Raw genomic sequence first — 14,428 nt, 5'->3', positions numbered from 1 at the left:
TTTATTCCGCTGTTTCTTCACGTTCTTTCAACTGTACCGGCTCAGCAATCTTATCGTTCATCAGTTTGATCACTTCATCGATGCCTTGTTGTCGTAATATTGACTCAAACTCGCTGCGTTTACTATTCAGCATGCTGATACCCTCAGCCACCATATCATACGCTTTCCATTCATTGGTGCGACTATCTTTTCTGACCTTGAATGCAATATTAATTTCTGGGCGCTGTGGATCCTTGACAATAGCACGCACCGTTACACTTTTCTTGTCCGCATACGATGCGGCGGGTTCAAACTCGACGTCCTGATTATCATAGTACCCCATCGCAACAGCGTAGGTGGTAATAAGATATTGTCTGAACACGCTGACATACTCAGAAAGCTTCGCTTTCGGTACCGATTTGAAATGCTTTCCCAACACCATAAATGCCGCAAACTGGTAGTCAATGTGGGGCAGTAATTCCTCTTCCATGATGGTGCGCAATACTTCCGGATCATTCTCAATCTTTTGTTGATTTTCCTTCATCCGATCGAAGGTTTTCATGGCCACATCCTGAACCAGCTCGTAGGGGTTCTCTTCGTTAATCGTTTGCGCTGCGTGTGCACCAAAAATTGCACATACCCACAGGCTAATGACCATCGTTAATCTTTTCACTTTGTGCTCCTAAGACCTAAAAAAACTGAAAGAGTGAGCGCCTACTACTCACCTTTTCCTCTATTAAATAAGAATTGACCAATTAAATCTTCCAGGACTAGCGCCGATTTAGTGTCCTGTAAATAATCGCCATCCTTTAAATTTTCCACGCCATCAATGGCAAAGCCCGGCTGAAAGCCTACGTACTGTTCACCAAGCAGGCCAGAGGTTAAGATAGAAACTGAGCTGGTTTCAGGAAATGCATTGTATTCCTGAAGAATGCTCAGCTCAACCACAGGTGTAAAGTCTTCCTGATCCAGCCGGATTGAGTCAACCCGGCCTATAATCACCCCACCCACTTTCACCGCTGAACGTGCTTTCAAACCACCGATGTTGTCGAACTTTGCAAACAAGGTATAGGTGTCCCCCTGATTGGTGATGGTTTGATTCGCCACTTTAAGTGCCAGCAATAACACTGCCCCAATGGTTAACAGGACAAATACGCCTACCATCAACTCCACTCTGTACTTGTTCATTATTACTCCTTATTCAATCCCGAACATCAGTGCGGTTAATACAAAATCCAAACCCAATACGGCCAACGATGAAAACACAACTGTTTCGGTGGTTGCCTTACTTATTCCTTCAGAGGTTGGAATGCAATCATACCCTTTAAAAATGGCAATCCAGGTGACAACTGTAGCAAAAACAAGGCTTTTGATAATGCCATTGACGACATCCTTATCAAAATCAACGGTCGATTGCATAATTGACCAGTAACTACCACTGTCGACGCCTAACCAATCAACACCCACCAGATGGCCACCTAAAATACCAATTGCACTAAACAGCAGAGCAAGCATTGGCATTGAAATTAATCCAGCCCAAAACCTGGGTGCCACGACCCGGCGAAGCGGATCCACTGCCATCATTTCCAGACTACTCAGTTGCTCAGTGGCTTTCATTAAGCCAATTTCTGCGGTCAGCGCTGAGCCGGCTCTGCCAGCGAACAAAAGTGCCGTCACTACTGGCCCTAATTCTCTAAGCAGCGACAAAGCAACCATTGGACCAAGGCTGGCTTCGGCGCCGTAATCAACCAATATAGTATAGCCCTGTAGCGCCATAACCATACCGATGAACAATCCTGACACCAGGATAATTAACAGTGACTGAACCCCAACAACATAAACCTGCTTGATGGTTAACGGAACATTTTTAATACGCGGCATGGCAATTAGCGCACCGAATAGCATCAGCGCCGCTCTACCTGCGGCGGCAAAGCGTGATATCGTTTTAGCACCTATTGCATGAATAGCATTCATGACGTCACTCCAAACATCGCTTCTTCCATGTTTTGGGCGGGATAATGAAATGGCACTGGTCCATCCGCTTTACCTTCCAAAAACTGTTGAACCAGTTCCGATTCACTTTCTCGGATTTGCTGGGCGGTGCCCTGCCCGATTATTCGTTTGTCAGCCAGAATGTAAATGTAATCGGCAATCGTCATTACTTCATTCACATCATGTGTGACTACTACGCTGGTTAAATTCAACGCGTCGTTTAATTCCCGAATCAGCTTCACCAGCACGCCCATCGAAATAGGGTCCTGTCCAGCAAAGGGCTCATCAAACATAATCAAGTCAGGGTCCAGCGCAATCGCTCTCGCCAGCGCCGCTCGTCTTGCCATACCACCGGAAAGTTCAGAAGGCATTAGTGATGCCGCTCCACGCAATCCCACCGCCTGTAACTTAAGTGCGACAATGGTGGCGATAATATCTTCGCTCAATCTGGTGTGCTCACGCAGCGGGAAGGCCACGTTATCGAAAACCGTCATGTCGGTGAACAGCGCGCCACTTTGGAAAAGCATGCTCATGCGTCTGCGCGTCTCGTACAAACGACTCCGGCTCATTTTCACAATGGAGCTGTTATCGAAATGTATATCACCTTTATCTGGTTGCAGTTGGCCGCCGATGAGCCTGAGTAACGTGGTCTTACCGATTCCACTTGGCCCCATGACAGCGGTAATTTTCCCTTTAGGAACGCCGATGGTAATGCCATCGTATATAAGGCGGTCTCCACGACTAAAGGTGATGTCATCTATTTCAACCAGATTATCCATTTTACCAGTACGATCCTTGACGTGTGCATAAATTAATTAAAGCAGGCTTTGCGTTCAGTGCACGTAAGCCAGCAGAATACAACCGCAAGGTTAGCAATTGCCGAGCCGATTATGTGCTACCCTTCAAACGTACGCGACCGCGGTTCGATAAATAAGGCTATTGTACGCTTTTTCAAGTCGCCGTGGCAAAAGCAAAAAGTTACAAGGTATGTTCGAAATTTACGAATGTAAATAGGATGTAACAAATGAGATATCGCTTAATTAAATTAGGCAAAAGCCTATGTTTTTGCGACAATCTTACTAAAATCACCTGCTGTTGAAAGTGAGAAGTGAAATAGAGTGCTTTTACAAATAACTATCTTTATTTTGGGATTGATTGTTTTAGGTTGGAGTGCAGACCGATTTGTATATGGCGCTTCAGCACTGGCGCGCAATATTGGCGTATCGCCGATGATGATTGGTTTAACCATTGTAGCTATGGGCTCGTCCGCACCAGAAATTGTCGTGTCTGCCATTGCGTCTGCCAATGGAAATATGAATACGGGTGTGGGTAATGCGTTGGGCTCTAACATCACCAATGTGGCCTTAGTGCTGGGTATTACAGCCTTGGTCAAGCCCTTGGTGGTCTCTTCCATTACCTTGAAACGCGAGATGCCGGTGTTGATTATCATCACGCTGATTGCAATGGGCTTCATGTTTGATGGCGAGTTGGCACGATCTGAAGGCATGATTCTCTTCGGTTTGTTTATCTTCGTGTTAGCCGGTATGGCGTGGCTTTCATTGCAGGTAGATAAGAATGACCCACTAATGGCTGAAACGGCCGATGAAATTCCCAAAGATGTTAACACCGGCGCTGCAGTGTTATGGATTGGTGTGGGCTTATTATTATTACCGTTAAGCGCGCAGTTTCTGGTCGAATCCGCCGTATTTATAGCAGGTCATTTCGGCATTAGCGATCTGGTGATTGGACTGACTATCATTGCACTGGGTACGAGTCTACCGGAGCTGGCAACGTGTATCGCCGCTGTGCGCAAAGGTGAAGACGACCTGGCGTTGGGCAATATTATTGGTTCAAACATTTTCAATCTTTTAGCGGTACTGGGCATGCCTGGCTTAATCGCCCCGGGTCTACTTGAAGAAGGTGCCTATGAGCGTGATATGTATGTGATGTTAGGCTTGACCCTTATGCTCTTTTTGTTCAGTTTTGACTTAAAAGGGCGTCGTCAGATTAATCGTAAAGAAGGCTTTATATTAGTAATGAGCTTTTTGTTTTATCAATATTGGCTGTTTGGATAGGTCATGACAGAGTTTTCATTTATTTCATCGGCAAAAAAGGTCATCACCATTGAGCAGGAGTCAATCAATCAATTGTCTTCACGATTAGGTGAGGCATTCGAAAGCGCATGTGAACTATTGTTAGCTTGCAAAGGCAAGGTTGTGGTCAGTGGCATGGGCAAATCCGGTCATATTGGTAACAAAATAGCCGCTACCCTTGCCAGTACAGGAACCCCCGCTTTTTTCATGCATCCCGGCGAAGCTAACCATGGCGACCTGGGCATGCTGGGCGACGACGACATTTTATTAGCCATCTCGAATAGTGGGGAAACGGCTGAGCTACTTAATATACTGCCGGTGGTCAAACGATTAGGGGTGCCGATAATAGCCATGACGAACAGCCGTTCCAGTTCGCTGGGTAGTCATGCGGACATCGTGCTGGATATTTCAGTTGAAAAAGAAGCCTGCTCGCTGGGCCTTGCACCCACTTCCAGTACCACCGTTACGCTTGTACTGGGCGACGCCCTGGCAATTGCGCTATTAGACGCCAAAGGCTTTACCTCTGACGACTTTGCTCTTTCTCATCCAGGCGGCAGTCTGGGGCGTAAACTATTATTGAAAGTCAGTGATATTATGCTTCGTGGCGAGCAGTTACCGCTGGTATCGCCTCATGATATGGTAACTGATGCATTATTAGAAATATCAAAGAAAGGCTTAGGCATGACAGGCGTCATTGATGAAAACCATCAACTGGTGGGCATATTTACTGACGGGGATTTGCGACGAATTCTGGATGCACAAATTGATATTCACCATACTGAAGTACAAAATGTCATGACCTCAGGTGGAAGAACCGTGCACCCTGATGACCTTGCTGTTGAGGCCCTTAATACAATGGAGGCGCATAAAATCAGTGCACTGATGGTGGTAGATGAGTCACAACAACCAGTGGGCGCTTTCAACATGCACATGTTATTAAGAGCAGGTGTACTCTGATGAGCCAAATCAAGACGCTTTACACCAATCTGGACGATGCCTTTTTCGAGCATCTTAAGGGCATCAAGCTGCTGTTATGCGATGTCGATGGAGTCTTTTCTGATGGGCGCATTTATCTTGGAAACCAGGGTGAAGAACTTAAAGCATTTCATACCCGTGACGGCTACGGAGTTAAAGCGCTTGGTAAAATTGGCATAAAAGTTGCCGTAATTACCGGAAGACAGTCAGCTATCGTCCAACAACGTATGGAAGCTTTAAACGTTCCACATATTATTCAAGGGTGTGAAGAAAAAGGAATTGCAGCGAGCAGGCTTCTTTCGGAACTCGACCTCACGACTAGCGAAGTTGCTGCCATAGGTGATGACATGCCAGATCTTGGCATGTACGCGCACGCTGCCATTAAAATTGCAGTAGCAGATGCGCATCCACTCGTACAACAACAAGCAAATTGGATAACCTGCACCCGTGGCGGTTTTGGTGCTGTGCGCGAAGTGTCTGATACCCTGCTGCAGGCTAATGGTTTGCTCAACACTATTCACGGTGCCAGCGTATGAGTCGATTAACGCTAAGTATTGCGGTGTTGTTTGGGTTGTCGTTACTGGTTTATCTTCCAACCTGGATGAATGAGACGCCACAAAACGCCAACCTGCAGCAAGAAAATGCCCATAGACCAGCGTATAGTGCGAAAAATATCACCACGACACTTTATGACGAGACGGGCAATATCCATCATCAGGTTTTCGCGCGAACGATGGAACACTATGACTTGCTGGGTTTCGTAACTTTCACTCAGCCCCAATATTCAATATATGCTGAGCAAGATCAGTCGCCATGGAAAGTGAGTGCCGAAGAAGGTACGTTATACAATGGAAATGTTATCCAGCTGGATAAAAATGTCGAATTAACCAGCGACGGCCCGGATGAATTTATTAAATCAGTCAAAACTGAATATATTCAGCTTAACCTTGATACAAGACAAATGGTATCAGACCAGCCTGTTACAATTCAGGGGATTGATTATACTATAGAAAGTAATGGCTTAAATGCTAACTTACGTACCAAACATTATGAGTTAATTGACCATGTTCAAACGACGTTTGCCCCAAAAGCTACTGTTAATAATTAGCTTTAGCCTGCTTTCCTGTTTAAGTCAGGCAGGTCCAAAAGACTTTCAACAACCCATTAAGGTTGATGCCAAATCGCAATTTGTAGATGGCAAAAATAAAATTTCGATATTTAAGGACGAGGTGAGCATCACTCAGGGAACGCTGAAAATCGATGCGACCGAAGTTGAAGTAAATGCGTCGAATGGTGAAGGCAAAGAAATCTTTATTGCTCGAGGTGAACCGGCTAATTATCAGCAGAAAATGGAAGATGGCACTTTGGTGAAAGCCCAGGCCAACGAAATTCGTTACGAAGTGAACAAACGGATGATTTCGCTGAAAGGTAATGCGCAGTTGCAGCAGGATACCAGTTCGGTCAGAGGCGATACCATCAGTTACGACATGAATAAAGAGCAATTACTTGCCACCAGTGACGATGAAAATGCACAGGGACGCGTGACCACCGTATTCAGACCCGAATCGGTGAAAAAAATAAATGAACAAAATGAAAATGAAGCGTCTAAGCAAGATAAGGAACAACCGTAGTTTATGGCGACATTAAGAGCGGAACACTTAGCGAAGGCTTATAAGTCAAGAAAAGTGGTATTAGATGTCAGCTTAAGTGTTTCCACGGGCCAGATTGTGGGTTTATTGGGTCCCAATGGCGCGGGCAAGACCACCACTTTTTATATGATTGTCGGGTTAGTGTCTTCAAATAAAGGCAAAATTCACATTGACGACACTGAGCTCACGCACTTGCCAATGCATGAGCGAGCACGAAAGGGCATTGGTTATTTGCCTCAGGAAGCTTCTATATTCCGTAAACTTACTGTGCACGAGAATATTATGGCGATTTTGCAAACGCGGAAAGAGTTAACCGCGGTACAACAGGAAGAAGAAGCTGACGCGCTACTTGATGAATTTAATATTAACCATATACGTAATAGTACAGGCATGAGTCTCTCTGGAGGCGAACGACGCAGAGTTGAAATTGCGAGAGCGTTGGCGGCTAATCCTCAATTTATTTTACTTGATGAGCCGTTTGCAGGGGTTGATCCAATTTCGGTAAACGATATAAAAAAGATTATTCAACATTTACGAGACCGTGGTATAGGGATTCTCATAACTGACCACAATGTCCGGGAAACGCTTGATGTGTGTGAAAAGGCGTATATCGTCAGCCACGGTGAACTAATCGCCCAGGGCGACGCACAACAAGTATTAAGCAATCAGAAAGTACGCGATGTATACCTAGGTGAACAATTCAGGCTATAGTTAAGGCATGAATCTTTTTCGCTTCAGCTTCATCTTTGATAGACACGGGTACAAGAGCATTTATAAGACGTAGATGAAACCATCTTTACAACTAAAATTTAGTCAACAGTTAACCATGACGCCACAATTGCAGCAGGCAATTAAATTGCTGCAATTGTCAACGCTTGACCTTCAACAAGAGATTCAGGAGGCACTGGACTCAAACCCGCTATTGGAAGTCGACGAAGGAGCTGAACAGGATAGTGCTGAAAAAAATAACATCGATAATGATGATTCGGCGCAAACGGCAAACGCGATGGGCGATAATTTAGATTCGGGTGAAGCATTGGAAAACAATGGTTTGCCAGACGAGCTTCCCATTGACAGCACTTGGGATGAGTATTATTCCGCTTCTTCTGCTCCCGCACCGATGTCATCTACTAATGACGACGAACAGATATTTCAGGGTGAGACTACCGAAAACATACAAGATCATTTGTTATGGCAGATGCGTCTCACTCCGTTTTCAGAAACGGATCGCATGATTGCCACTGCAATTATTGATTCGATAGATGAATCCGGCTATCTGACTGTAACCGTCGATGACATTCTGCAATCAGTTAACGACGAAGACATGGACGATCCTATAGAGGAAGATGAAGTTGAATGCGTGCTAAAACGCATCCAGTTATTTGACCCCATAGGTTCAGGGTCTCGCACACCACAAGAATGTTTGATGGTGCAGCTGAAACAATTCGATCCCAGCACGCCTTGGTTAGAAGAAGCGAAGGTCCTTATTCAGGATTATGCTGATTTGCTTGGTAGCAAAGATTACCGCACGCTGATGCGCAAATCGCGCTTAAAAGAAGACCAGTTGCGAGAGGCCATGAAGCTGCTGCAAACACTCAATCCCAGACCTGGCAGCGCATTGATCACCAAAGAGCCCGAGTACGTTATACCCGATGTCTCAGTAGCGAAGAAAAACGGTCGCTGGGTGGTTGAACTCAACCCGGACAGCTTACCTAAACTCAGTCTTAACCAGCAATACGCCGCGATGAGTCGTCGCGCGAAAAACAGCAGCGATTCGCAATTTATTCGTTCACATATGCAAGAAGCTAAATGGTTTATAAAGAGCCTTGAATCGCGGAACGATACCCTGCTCAAAGTAGCCAATTGTATTGTTCAACAACAAATGGGCTTTTTTGAGCATGGACCGGAAATGATGAAGCCTATGGTGCTTAACGACGTCGCTGAGATGGTCGACATGCACGAATCGACTATTTCTCGGGTTACGACACAAAAATACATGCATACCCCTCGGGGTATTTATGAGTTGAAATATTTCTTCTCCAGCCACGTCGCTACTGACTCGGGTGGAGAATGCTCATCCACCGCTATCAGAGCATTAATTAAAAAGCTGGTTGCCGCAGAGAAGCCAAGCAAACCGCTTAGTGATAGCAAAATTGCTCAGTTGTTGGCCGAGCAAGGCATACAAGTTGCCCGGCGGACAATAGCAAAATACCGGGAGTCTCTATCGATCCCCCCGTCTAACCAACGCAAAAGCCTTATTTGATTTAACCTATTGAAAGTAAAGGTCAAACTCTAAGGCAGTAAAACATAAGGAAGACGAAATATGCAAATCAACCTTACCGGTCATCACGTCGAAATTACTGATTCGTTGCGTAACTATGTCGATACCAAATTTAGTAAATTGGAGCGACATTTCGATCATATTTCGAACGTTCATGTAATACTGAATGTTGAAAAGTTGACTCAAAAGGCAGAGGCGACCGTTCATTTAAGTGGCGCAGATGTGTTTGCCTCCTCTGAAGATACGGATATGTATGCGGCTATTGATAGCATGGTGGACAAATTGGACAGGCAGGTGATTAAGCACAAGGAAAAACTGAAGAGACATTAATACCTACCATGGATATTCAAACCATCATAAGCTTGGACCGCACTAAATGTGCGGTTCAATGCAATAGTAAAAAGCGAATTCTGGAAATTATCAGCAAAACTGCTGCTGAACAAAATCCCACTATTGAAGAGAACGCCGTGCTCAGTAGTTTACTCGCACGGGAGAAGATGGGAAGTACAGGTATTGGTAATGGCATTGCGCTTCCGCATGGCAGACTGCCAGGGCTGGAAAAGGTCATTGCAATTGTTGTTACCAGTGAACCCCCCATCGAGTTTGATGCCATAGACAATAAGCCAGTGGATATATTTTTTGCGTTGCTGGTTCCAGAAGAGCAGACTGAAGGCCATTTGCAAACTCTGGCGATGGTCGCAAGTAAGCTCAATGATAAAGAAACGGTAAAAGCCATTCGCAATGCCACCACCAGTGATGATATCTTAATCGCGTTAGCGTAAAAAAATAATTTATAAGAAGTCGCGTATCGGGGAGAAACGCTTTGAAGCTTATTATCATCAGCGGTCGTTCGGGCTCTGGCAAATCTATCGCTTTGCGTGCGCTCGAAGATTTAGGATATTATTGTGTCGATAATATTCCCGTTAACCTGCTTCCCACCCTTACTCACACGGTGGTGGATGAGTATGACCAGGTCGCGGTCAGTATTGATGTTCGTAATCTGCCGCGCGACCCGACCGAACTGGTTGAGATACTGGATTACCTGCCCTCATCCTGGGCGATGACCATTGTCTATATTGATGCCAGTGATGACATGTTGGTCAAACGCTTCAGTGAAACACGGCGTTTGCACCCGCTGACAAAACTTAACAAATCGCTCTCTGAAGCGATTCGTGCTGAATCTGACCTTCTTGCACCCATTGCTGAGCGCGCAGACTTGTACATAGATACCGACTCGTTATCTGTGCATCAGTTAGCCGAGCTCATCCGGGAAAGGATATTGGGCAAGAAAAGCTCCCGACTGGTTTTGGTATTCGAGTCATTTGGCTTCAAACACGGCATTCCTAAAGACGCCGATTACGTATTTGATGCGCGCTTCTTACCCAACCCCCATTGGGAACCGGATCTTAAGCACTTAACCGGATTAGATACACCAGTTGAAATTTTTCTTGGATCGCAACCCATTGTGACCAAATTCATCTGGCAGATTCAAAATCTGATCTCCACCTGGCTGCCACACCTTGAACGCAACAACCGTAGTTACGTTACCATTGCCATCGGCTGCACTGGCGGTCAACATCGCTCGGTCTATGTGGCCGAATCATTAGCCAAAGTATTTAGCGATATCCACCCAGATGTGCAAATTCGACACCGAGAACTGAATCAATGAGTCAGCGGGCCGAAAAAACCGTCACCATCGAGAACAAGCTTGGCTTACATGCCCGCGCTGCCACTCAACTGGTGCAATTGGCGAACCAGTTTAAAGCTACGGTCACCCTGCACAAGAGTGACAAAGAAGCTAATGCTAACAGTGTGTTGGGCTTAATGATGCTGGAAAGCCACAAAGGTGAGCAGGTACAGGTGGTGGGCGAAGGTGATGATGCTCGACAGGCAGTCGATGCCATTGCAGCGCTGATTGCTGAACGGTTTAACGAAGCGGAATAATCCCCTTCGCTACGCGAAATCAACATTAATCATTGATATTTATACAAATCGTATTAGCCCTTTTGCTTATCTGTATGCGATAATTTACTTTAATCAGTTCAATCAATAAGTTGTTCTTGCCGTGGCCGAAGCACTTGAAAGCAAATACGCTCAAAGTCAGTTAAAAAAGCTGAATGCTGCGTTAGCAGATGGTCGCTTTGTATCTGTGCGAAAACTACTGCACGAACTCCCGCCCAGTGATACAGCCCTTATTCTCGAGTCCAGTCCGGTAAAAACCCGTGATGACCTTTGGGAGTTGCTGGACGCCGACTTTCACGGCGATGTGCTCGAAGAACTATCGGAAGACGTCCGTAACGGTATCATTGGAAAAATGATGCCAGCCAATGTGGTGGACGCATTGGAAGAAATGGACACCGATGATCTGGCAGAAACACTCAGTAGTCTTCCCGATCAGGTTTTGCAAGACATCTTACAGTCTATGGATGCGCAAGATCGCTTACGTGCCGAGCAGGCCCTTTCCTACGGTGAAGAAACCGCTGGCTTTATAATGAATACCGACACCATCACCTTACGTCCTGACGTAACGGTTGATGTGGTGCTCAGGTATTTACGCTTGAAGGGCGATTTGCCCGAAAACACCGATACCTTTTATGTGGTGAATCGCACAGATAATCTGGTCGGTCTGGTACCACTTACCCGATTACTCACAGCGGCGCCTGACGATAAAGTGTCAGCAGTCATGGATGAAGAGTCTGAAGCTATCCCGGTAAACATGCCTGATGATGAGGTGGCCAGTTTATTTGAGCGCTACAACTGGTTGTCAGCACCCGTAGTCGATGAGAAGCACCGTCTGGTCGGACGTATCACCATTGACGATGTGGTCGATATTATTCGTGAAGATGCAGAACATTCCATGATGAGCATGGCAGGTTTAGATGATGAAGAGGACACCTTTGCTCCGGTTTTAAAAAGTACCAAACGACGTTCAATCTGGTTAGGGGTTAATTTATTCACAGCTTTGATGGCCGCTGCGGTAAGTGACTTATTTGAAGCGACGCTCAGTCAGTTGGCGGTGCTTGCTATCTTAAATACCATTGTCCCCAGCATGGGTGGTGTGGCCGGCAACCAAACATTAACGTTAGTCATTCGGGGTATGGCGCTGGGTCACGTCAATCCCAGTAACTCACGCTGGTTAATAAGTAAGGAACTGGCCATAGGCTTTCTCAACGGGATAATCTGGGCCGTACTAATAGCTTCAGTTATTGCCGTATGGAAACAGGATTTCATGCTGGGAACGATTATCGCTTTCGCGATGATGGTGAATATGGTTGCAGCAGCGTTATCAGGGGCTACACTGCCTATTGTGATGAAGAAACTTAAAATTGACCCTGCGCTTGCGGGTAGTGTAATACTCACCACCATTACCGATGTGGTGGGAATTTTTGCCTTTTTGGGTACCGCAACACTGTTTTTGCTGTAAATATTCAAACAATCTATCAGCCTGGTATGCCAGGCTGATATCGACGATTAGAATGAATATCTGGCGCCTATGGTGAAGCTATCAACGTCATCCATCATCGAATAGCTCGCGTTAAAGGCAACATCAGGTAAAAAATAATAATTTGCTGTTACTTTAAACTCGGTATCATTTTCATCGCCTATTTTGATATAGGCGACTTTACCGTCTAACTCGAATGACTCGGTCAAATTTGAGCGTAAGCCCACTGCAGCAGAATAACCGTCGTCATGAAAACTTTCAGAAAATTCCTCTATTTCCATATCTGCATTTTCGTAGCCTATTTCAGCATAAGCTGCGGTCAGATTGGATAACATGAAGCGCATTCCCAAACCGATCGTCGCCTGAGTGAAATCTATATCAGTACCAGCGATATCATCAGAAGTTGTGGTGAACCTGGCGATACCGTACAGAGTATCGGTAAAAATAACGCTGGTGCCTACCGTAAAACCAGCTGGAGAAAAATCCGTATCATCGAGGTTAATCTTTGTATAACCCGCTTCTACGTAGCTAAAATCGGGTTCCACATTCGCGATTGCAGATGTACTTGCACCCATCAGGCCAACTAATGCCAGTAGAAATCTTTTTTCAAACATGTTTAATCCTTAATCAAATACTCTTTAAATCCGAGCGCGCTTAAAATAGTGGAAGTTAGAGTTAGAGGCAAGAAAATCAGCCGAAACAGCCGTTTTTGGGGGCTATATTTTTAGTAAACAATTATGACAGCCCAACCAGTACAAGAGCTTGTGTTGTGGTTAGCCCGACGATATGGGCAGAGTTTAATCAGGCCGCCAATCGTGTTTAAATAATTTACAAAGGCATACTAAGTTAGCCCCGGCAAGCAACCTCATTAAAATGTTACCTATCTGACAGCCGCTATAAAAAAACCCGCATCAATGCGGGTTTTCATTATTTAATCACCTTGAGGGTTGGCTTACCCTTCTTAGGCGGCTTTTTTTGCGTCTCAACTGTTGCCTTATCCGCATCCTGAACCGGAGGAGTGGCTTCTGACTCAGCAGGTGAACTCAGTTCATCTTCTGAAGCGAATACCGTACCCGCGCCATTTTCACGGGCGTAAATTGCCAGAATAGCATGACACGGCATGGACAGGCGTCTTGGTTGTCCACCAAATCGCGCCTGAAACGCCAGTAAATCATTATCCAGCGAAAAGTTTACGCACGCAGAAGGAGAGATGTTAAGTACGATTTGGCCGTCTTTAACAAACTCCTGAGGAACATCCACATGCTCCTTGGTGGCATCAACCACAATATACGGGGTTAGATTGTTATCAACAATCCACTCAAAGAATGCTCTGAGTAGATAGGGTTGATTAGAAGTCATTACTTGATTCATAGCGGGTTATGAATTTCGCGTTCCTGGTCTGTGAGTGACGCCTTAAAGGAGGCGCGTGAGAAGATGCGCTTCATGTACGCATTCACTTCTTTACTGCCAGTACCGGTTAGCTCAATACCTAACGCAGGTAACCGCCATAGCAGAGGTGCTAAATAGCAATCTACCAGACTGAACTCTTCACTCATGAAATAAGGCATTTCCGAAAACACAGGAGCTAATGCTAATAAGGCTTCTTTTAGCTCTTGACGCGCGGCATCAACATCACCTTCACCACGGAAAATTTTCGCTGCAAGAGAGTACCAGTCTTGCTCAACACGATGCATCATCAGACGGCTCTGTCCGCGTGAAACCGGGTAAACGGGCATCAGCGGTGGATGAGGAAAACGCTCATCCAGATATTCCATAATAATATGAGAATGGTAAAGAACCAGTTCGCGATCAACAAGTGTGGGAACTGTGCCATAGGGATTCAGATCAATCAGATCCTCAGGTAAATTTTGAGGGTCAGTATAGCTGATCTCCACACCTACCCCTTTTTCAGCCAGAACTATGCGTACCTGGTGACTATAAATATCAATTGTATCTGAGAACAACGTCATGATAGAGCGCTTATTCGCGGCTACGGCCATTAAATTTCCTCCGTCGA

19 protein-coding genes are annotated in these 14,428 nt (G+C 45.5%); 12 read left to right on the top strand and 7 right to left on the bottom strand.

Features of this window, described 5'->3' with window-relative positions; translation table 11 throughout:
• Position 1: 1 nt before the first annotated feature.
• The 4 genes from HCJ96_RS10545 to mlaF are packed head-to-tail and all read right to left on the bottom strand — an operon-like array spanning position 2 to position 2,750.
• Entirely contained in the window at positions 2-637 is a 636-nt protein-coding gene (locus tag HCJ96_RS10545; protein ID WP_211162789.1) for an MlaC/ttg2D family ABC transporter substrate-binding protein, read from the bottom strand.
• 59 nt (positions 638-696) lie between these two features.
• Positions 697-1,167: an outer membrane lipid asymmetry maintenance protein MlaD gene (mlaD, locus tag HCJ96_RS10540; protein ID WP_169211016.1), complete on the bottom strand. Its 471-nt coding sequence runs from the start codon at positions 1,165-1,167 to the stop codon at positions 697-699.
• Positions 1,168-1,176: 9 nt separating this feature from the next.
• A complete protein-coding gene (mlaE, locus tag HCJ96_RS10535; RefSeq protein ID WP_169211015.1) occupies positions 1,177-1,953 on the bottom strand; it encodes a lipid asymmetry maintenance ABC transporter permease subunit MlaE in 777 nt (258 codons plus the stop codon).
• The gene (gene mlaF / locus HCJ96_RS10530; RefSeq protein WP_169211014.1) at positions 1,950-2,750 is read right to left on the bottom strand and encodes a phospholipid ABC transporter ATP-binding protein MlaF; all 801 of its coding nucleotides are present in this window, start codon (positions 2,748-2,750) and stop codon (positions 1,950-1,952) included. Before mlaF ends, mlaE begins: the two co-directional genes overlap by 4 nt.
• 339 nt (positions 2,751-3,089) lie before the next feature.
• Between mlaF and HCJ96_RS10525 the strand changes: the two genes are divergently transcribed.
• From HCJ96_RS10525 to mgtE, 12 genes are all read left to right on the top strand, one after another.
• Positions 3,090-4,046 carry a calcium/sodium antiporter gene (locus HCJ96_RS10525; RefSeq protein WP_169211013.1) on the top strand — a complete coding sequence of 319 codons (957 nt, stop codon included), beginning with the start codon at positions 3,090-3,092 and terminating at the stop codon, positions 4,044-4,046.
• 3 nt (positions 4,047-4,049) lie between these two features.
• Positions 4,050-5,021: a KpsF/GutQ family sugar-phosphate isomerase gene (locus tag HCJ96_RS10520; RefSeq protein WP_169211012.1), complete on the top strand. Its 972-nt coding sequence runs from the start codon at positions 4,050-4,052 to the stop codon at positions 5,019-5,021.
• On the top strand, positions 5,021-5,575 hold the full coding sequence (gene kdsC / locus HCJ96_RS10515) for a 3-deoxy-manno-octulosonate-8-phosphatase KdsC (protein WP_169211011.1): 555 nt from the start codon (positions 5,021-5,023) through the stop codon (positions 5,573-5,575). The genes HCJ96_RS10520 and kdsC overlap by 1 nt, the downstream gene beginning before the upstream one ends.
• A complete protein-coding gene (gene lptC / locus HCJ96_RS10510) occupies positions 5,572-6,147 on the top strand; it encodes an LPS export ABC transporter periplasmic protein LptC (protein WP_169211010.1) in 576 nt (191 codons plus the stop codon). Before kdsC ends, lptC begins: the two co-directional genes overlap by 4 nt.
• Positions 6,104-6,670, top strand: coding sequence for a lipopolysaccharide transport periplasmic protein LptA (gene lptA / locus HCJ96_RS10505; protein WP_169211009.1), 567 nt, complete (start codon positions 6,104-6,106; stop codon positions 6,668-6,670). Before lptC ends, lptA begins: the two co-directional genes overlap by 44 nt.
• 3 nt (positions 6,671-6,673) lie before the next feature.
• A complete protein-coding gene (gene lptB / locus HCJ96_RS10500) occupies positions 6,674-7,399 on the top strand; it encodes an LPS export ABC transporter ATP-binding protein (RefSeq protein ID WP_169211008.1) in 726 nt (241 codons plus the stop codon).
• A 73-nt stretch (positions 7,400-7,472) separates the two neighbouring features.
• Entirely contained in the window at positions 7,473-8,951 is a 1,479-nt protein-coding gene (locus HCJ96_RS10495) for an RNA polymerase factor sigma-54 (protein ID WP_169211007.1), read from the top strand.
• 60 nt (positions 8,952-9,011) lie between these two features.
• On the top strand, positions 9,012-9,299 hold the full coding sequence (hpf, locus tag HCJ96_RS10490; protein ID WP_169211006.1) for a ribosome hibernation promoting factor: 288 nt from the start codon (positions 9,012-9,014) through the stop codon (positions 9,297-9,299).
• 8 nt (positions 9,300-9,307) lie between these two features.
• Positions 9,308-9,751 (top strand): PTS IIA-like nitrogen regulatory protein PtsN, encoded by a 444-nt coding sequence (ptsN, locus tag HCJ96_RS10485; protein ID WP_169211005.1) that lies wholly within the window; start codon positions 9,308-9,310, stop codon positions 9,749-9,751.
• A gap of 41 nt (positions 9,752-9,792) precedes the next feature.
• Positions 9,793-10,638 carry an RNase adapter RapZ gene (rapZ, locus tag HCJ96_RS10480; protein ID WP_169211004.1) on the top strand — a complete coding sequence of 282 codons (846 nt, stop codon included), beginning with the start codon at positions 9,793-9,795 and terminating at the stop codon, positions 10,636-10,638.
• Complete coding sequence (locus HCJ96_RS10475; protein WP_169211003.1) at positions 10,635-10,913, top strand: HPr family phosphocarrier protein; 279 nt, start codon at positions 10,635-10,637, stop codon at positions 10,911-10,913. Before rapZ ends, HCJ96_RS10475 begins: the two co-directional genes overlap by 4 nt.
• A 121-nt stretch (positions 10,914-11,034) precedes the next feature.
• Positions 11,035-12,393, top strand: a complete 1,359-nt coding sequence (mgtE, locus tag HCJ96_RS10470) for a magnesium transporter (protein ID WP_169211002.1) — start codon at positions 11,035-11,037, stop codon at positions 12,391-12,393.
• A 47-nt stretch (positions 12,394-12,440) separates the two neighbouring features.
• Here mgtE and HCJ96_RS10465 read toward each other — a convergent pair whose 3' ends face one another.
• From HCJ96_RS10465 to sspA, 3 genes are all read right to left on the bottom strand, one after another.
• Positions 12,441-13,025 carry an outer membrane beta-barrel protein gene (locus HCJ96_RS10465; protein WP_169211001.1) on the bottom strand — a complete coding sequence of 195 codons (585 nt, stop codon included), beginning with the start codon at positions 13,023-13,025 and terminating at the stop codon, positions 12,441-12,443.
• A gap of 313 nt (positions 13,026-13,338) precedes the next feature.
• The gene (locus HCJ96_RS10460; RefSeq protein ID WP_169211000.1) at positions 13,339-13,770 is read right to left on the bottom strand and encodes a ClpXP protease specificity-enhancing factor; all 432 of its coding nucleotides are present in this window, start codon (positions 13,768-13,770) and stop codon (positions 13,339-13,341) included.
• An 8-nt stretch (positions 13,771-13,778) separates the two neighbouring features.
• Positions 13,779-14,411 (bottom strand): stringent starvation protein SspA, encoded by a 633-nt coding sequence (gene sspA, locus HCJ96_RS10455; protein WP_169210999.1) that lies wholly within the window; start codon positions 14,409-14,411, stop codon positions 13,779-13,781.
• Positions 14,412-14,428 lie beyond the last annotated feature (17 nt).

This window comes from Alteromonas ponticola, from assembly GCF_012911815.1.
GTDB classification, from domain to species: Bacteria; Pseudomonadota; Gammaproteobacteria; order Enterobacterales; family Alteromonadaceae; genus Alteromonas; species Alteromonas ponticola.
Note: the sequence above shows the minus strand (reverse complement) of the source record. Positions and strands in the feature narration are given on the sequence as shown.

Bases quoted from the DNA above. Each gene is read 5' to 3' on its own strand.
- HCJ96_RS10545 (WP_211162789.1), bottom strand. From the start codon at position 637: ATGGTCATTAGCCTGTGGGTATGTGCAATTTTTGGTGCACACGCAGCG.
- mlaD (WP_169211016.1), bottom strand. From the start codon at position 1,167: ATGAACAAGTACAGAGTGGAGTTGATGGTAGGCGTATTTGTCCTGTTA.
- mlaE (WP_169211015.1), bottom strand. From the start codon at position 1,953: ATGAATGCTATTCATGCAATAGGTGCTAAAACGATATCACGCTTTGCC.
- mlaF (WP_169211014.1), bottom strand. From the start codon at position 2,750: ATGGATAATCTGGTTGAAATAGATGACATCACCTTTAGTCGTGGAGAC.
- HCJ96_RS10520 (WP_169211012.1), top strand. From the start codon at position 4,050: ATGACAGAGTTTTCATTTATTTCATCGGCAAAAAAGGTCATCACCATT.
- kdsC (WP_169211011.1), top strand. From the start codon at position 5,021: ATGAGCCAAATCAAGACGCTTTACACCAATCTGGACGATGCCTTTTTC.
- lptC (WP_169211010.1), top strand. From the start codon at position 5,572: ATGAGTCGATTAACGCTAAGTATTGCGGTGTTGTTTGGGTTGTCGTTA.
- lptA (WP_169211009.1), top strand. From the start codon at position 6,104: ATGTTCAAACGACGTTTGCCCCAAAAGCTACTGTTAATAATTAGCTTT.
- lptB (WP_169211008.1), top strand. From the start codon at position 6,674: ATGGCGACATTAAGAGCGGAACACTTAGCGAAGGCTTATAAGTCAAGA.
- HCJ96_RS10495 (WP_169211007.1), top strand. From the start codon at position 7,473: ATGAAACCATCTTTACAACTAAAATTTAGTCAACAGTTAACCATGACG.
- hpf (WP_169211006.1), top strand. From the start codon at position 9,012: ATGCAAATCAACCTTACCGGTCATCACGTCGAAATTACTGATTCGTTG.
- ptsN (WP_169211005.1), top strand. From the start codon at position 9,308: ATGGATATTCAAACCATCATAAGCTTGGACCGCACTAAATGTGCGGTT.
- HCJ96_RS10475 (WP_169211003.1), top strand. From the start codon at position 10,635: ATGAGTCAGCGGGCCGAAAAAACCGTCACCATCGAGAACAAGCTTGGC.
- HCJ96_RS10465 (WP_169211001.1), bottom strand. From the start codon at position 13,025: ATGTTTGAAAAAAGATTTCTACTGGCATTAGTTGGCCTGATGGGTGCA.
- HCJ96_RS10460 (WP_169211000.1), bottom strand. From the start codon at position 13,770: ATGACTTCTAATCAACCCTATCTACTCAGAGCATTCTTTGAGTGGATT.
- sspA (WP_169210999.1), bottom strand. From the start codon at position 14,411: ATGGCCGTAGCCGCGAATAAGCGCTCTATCATGACGTTGTTCTCAGAT.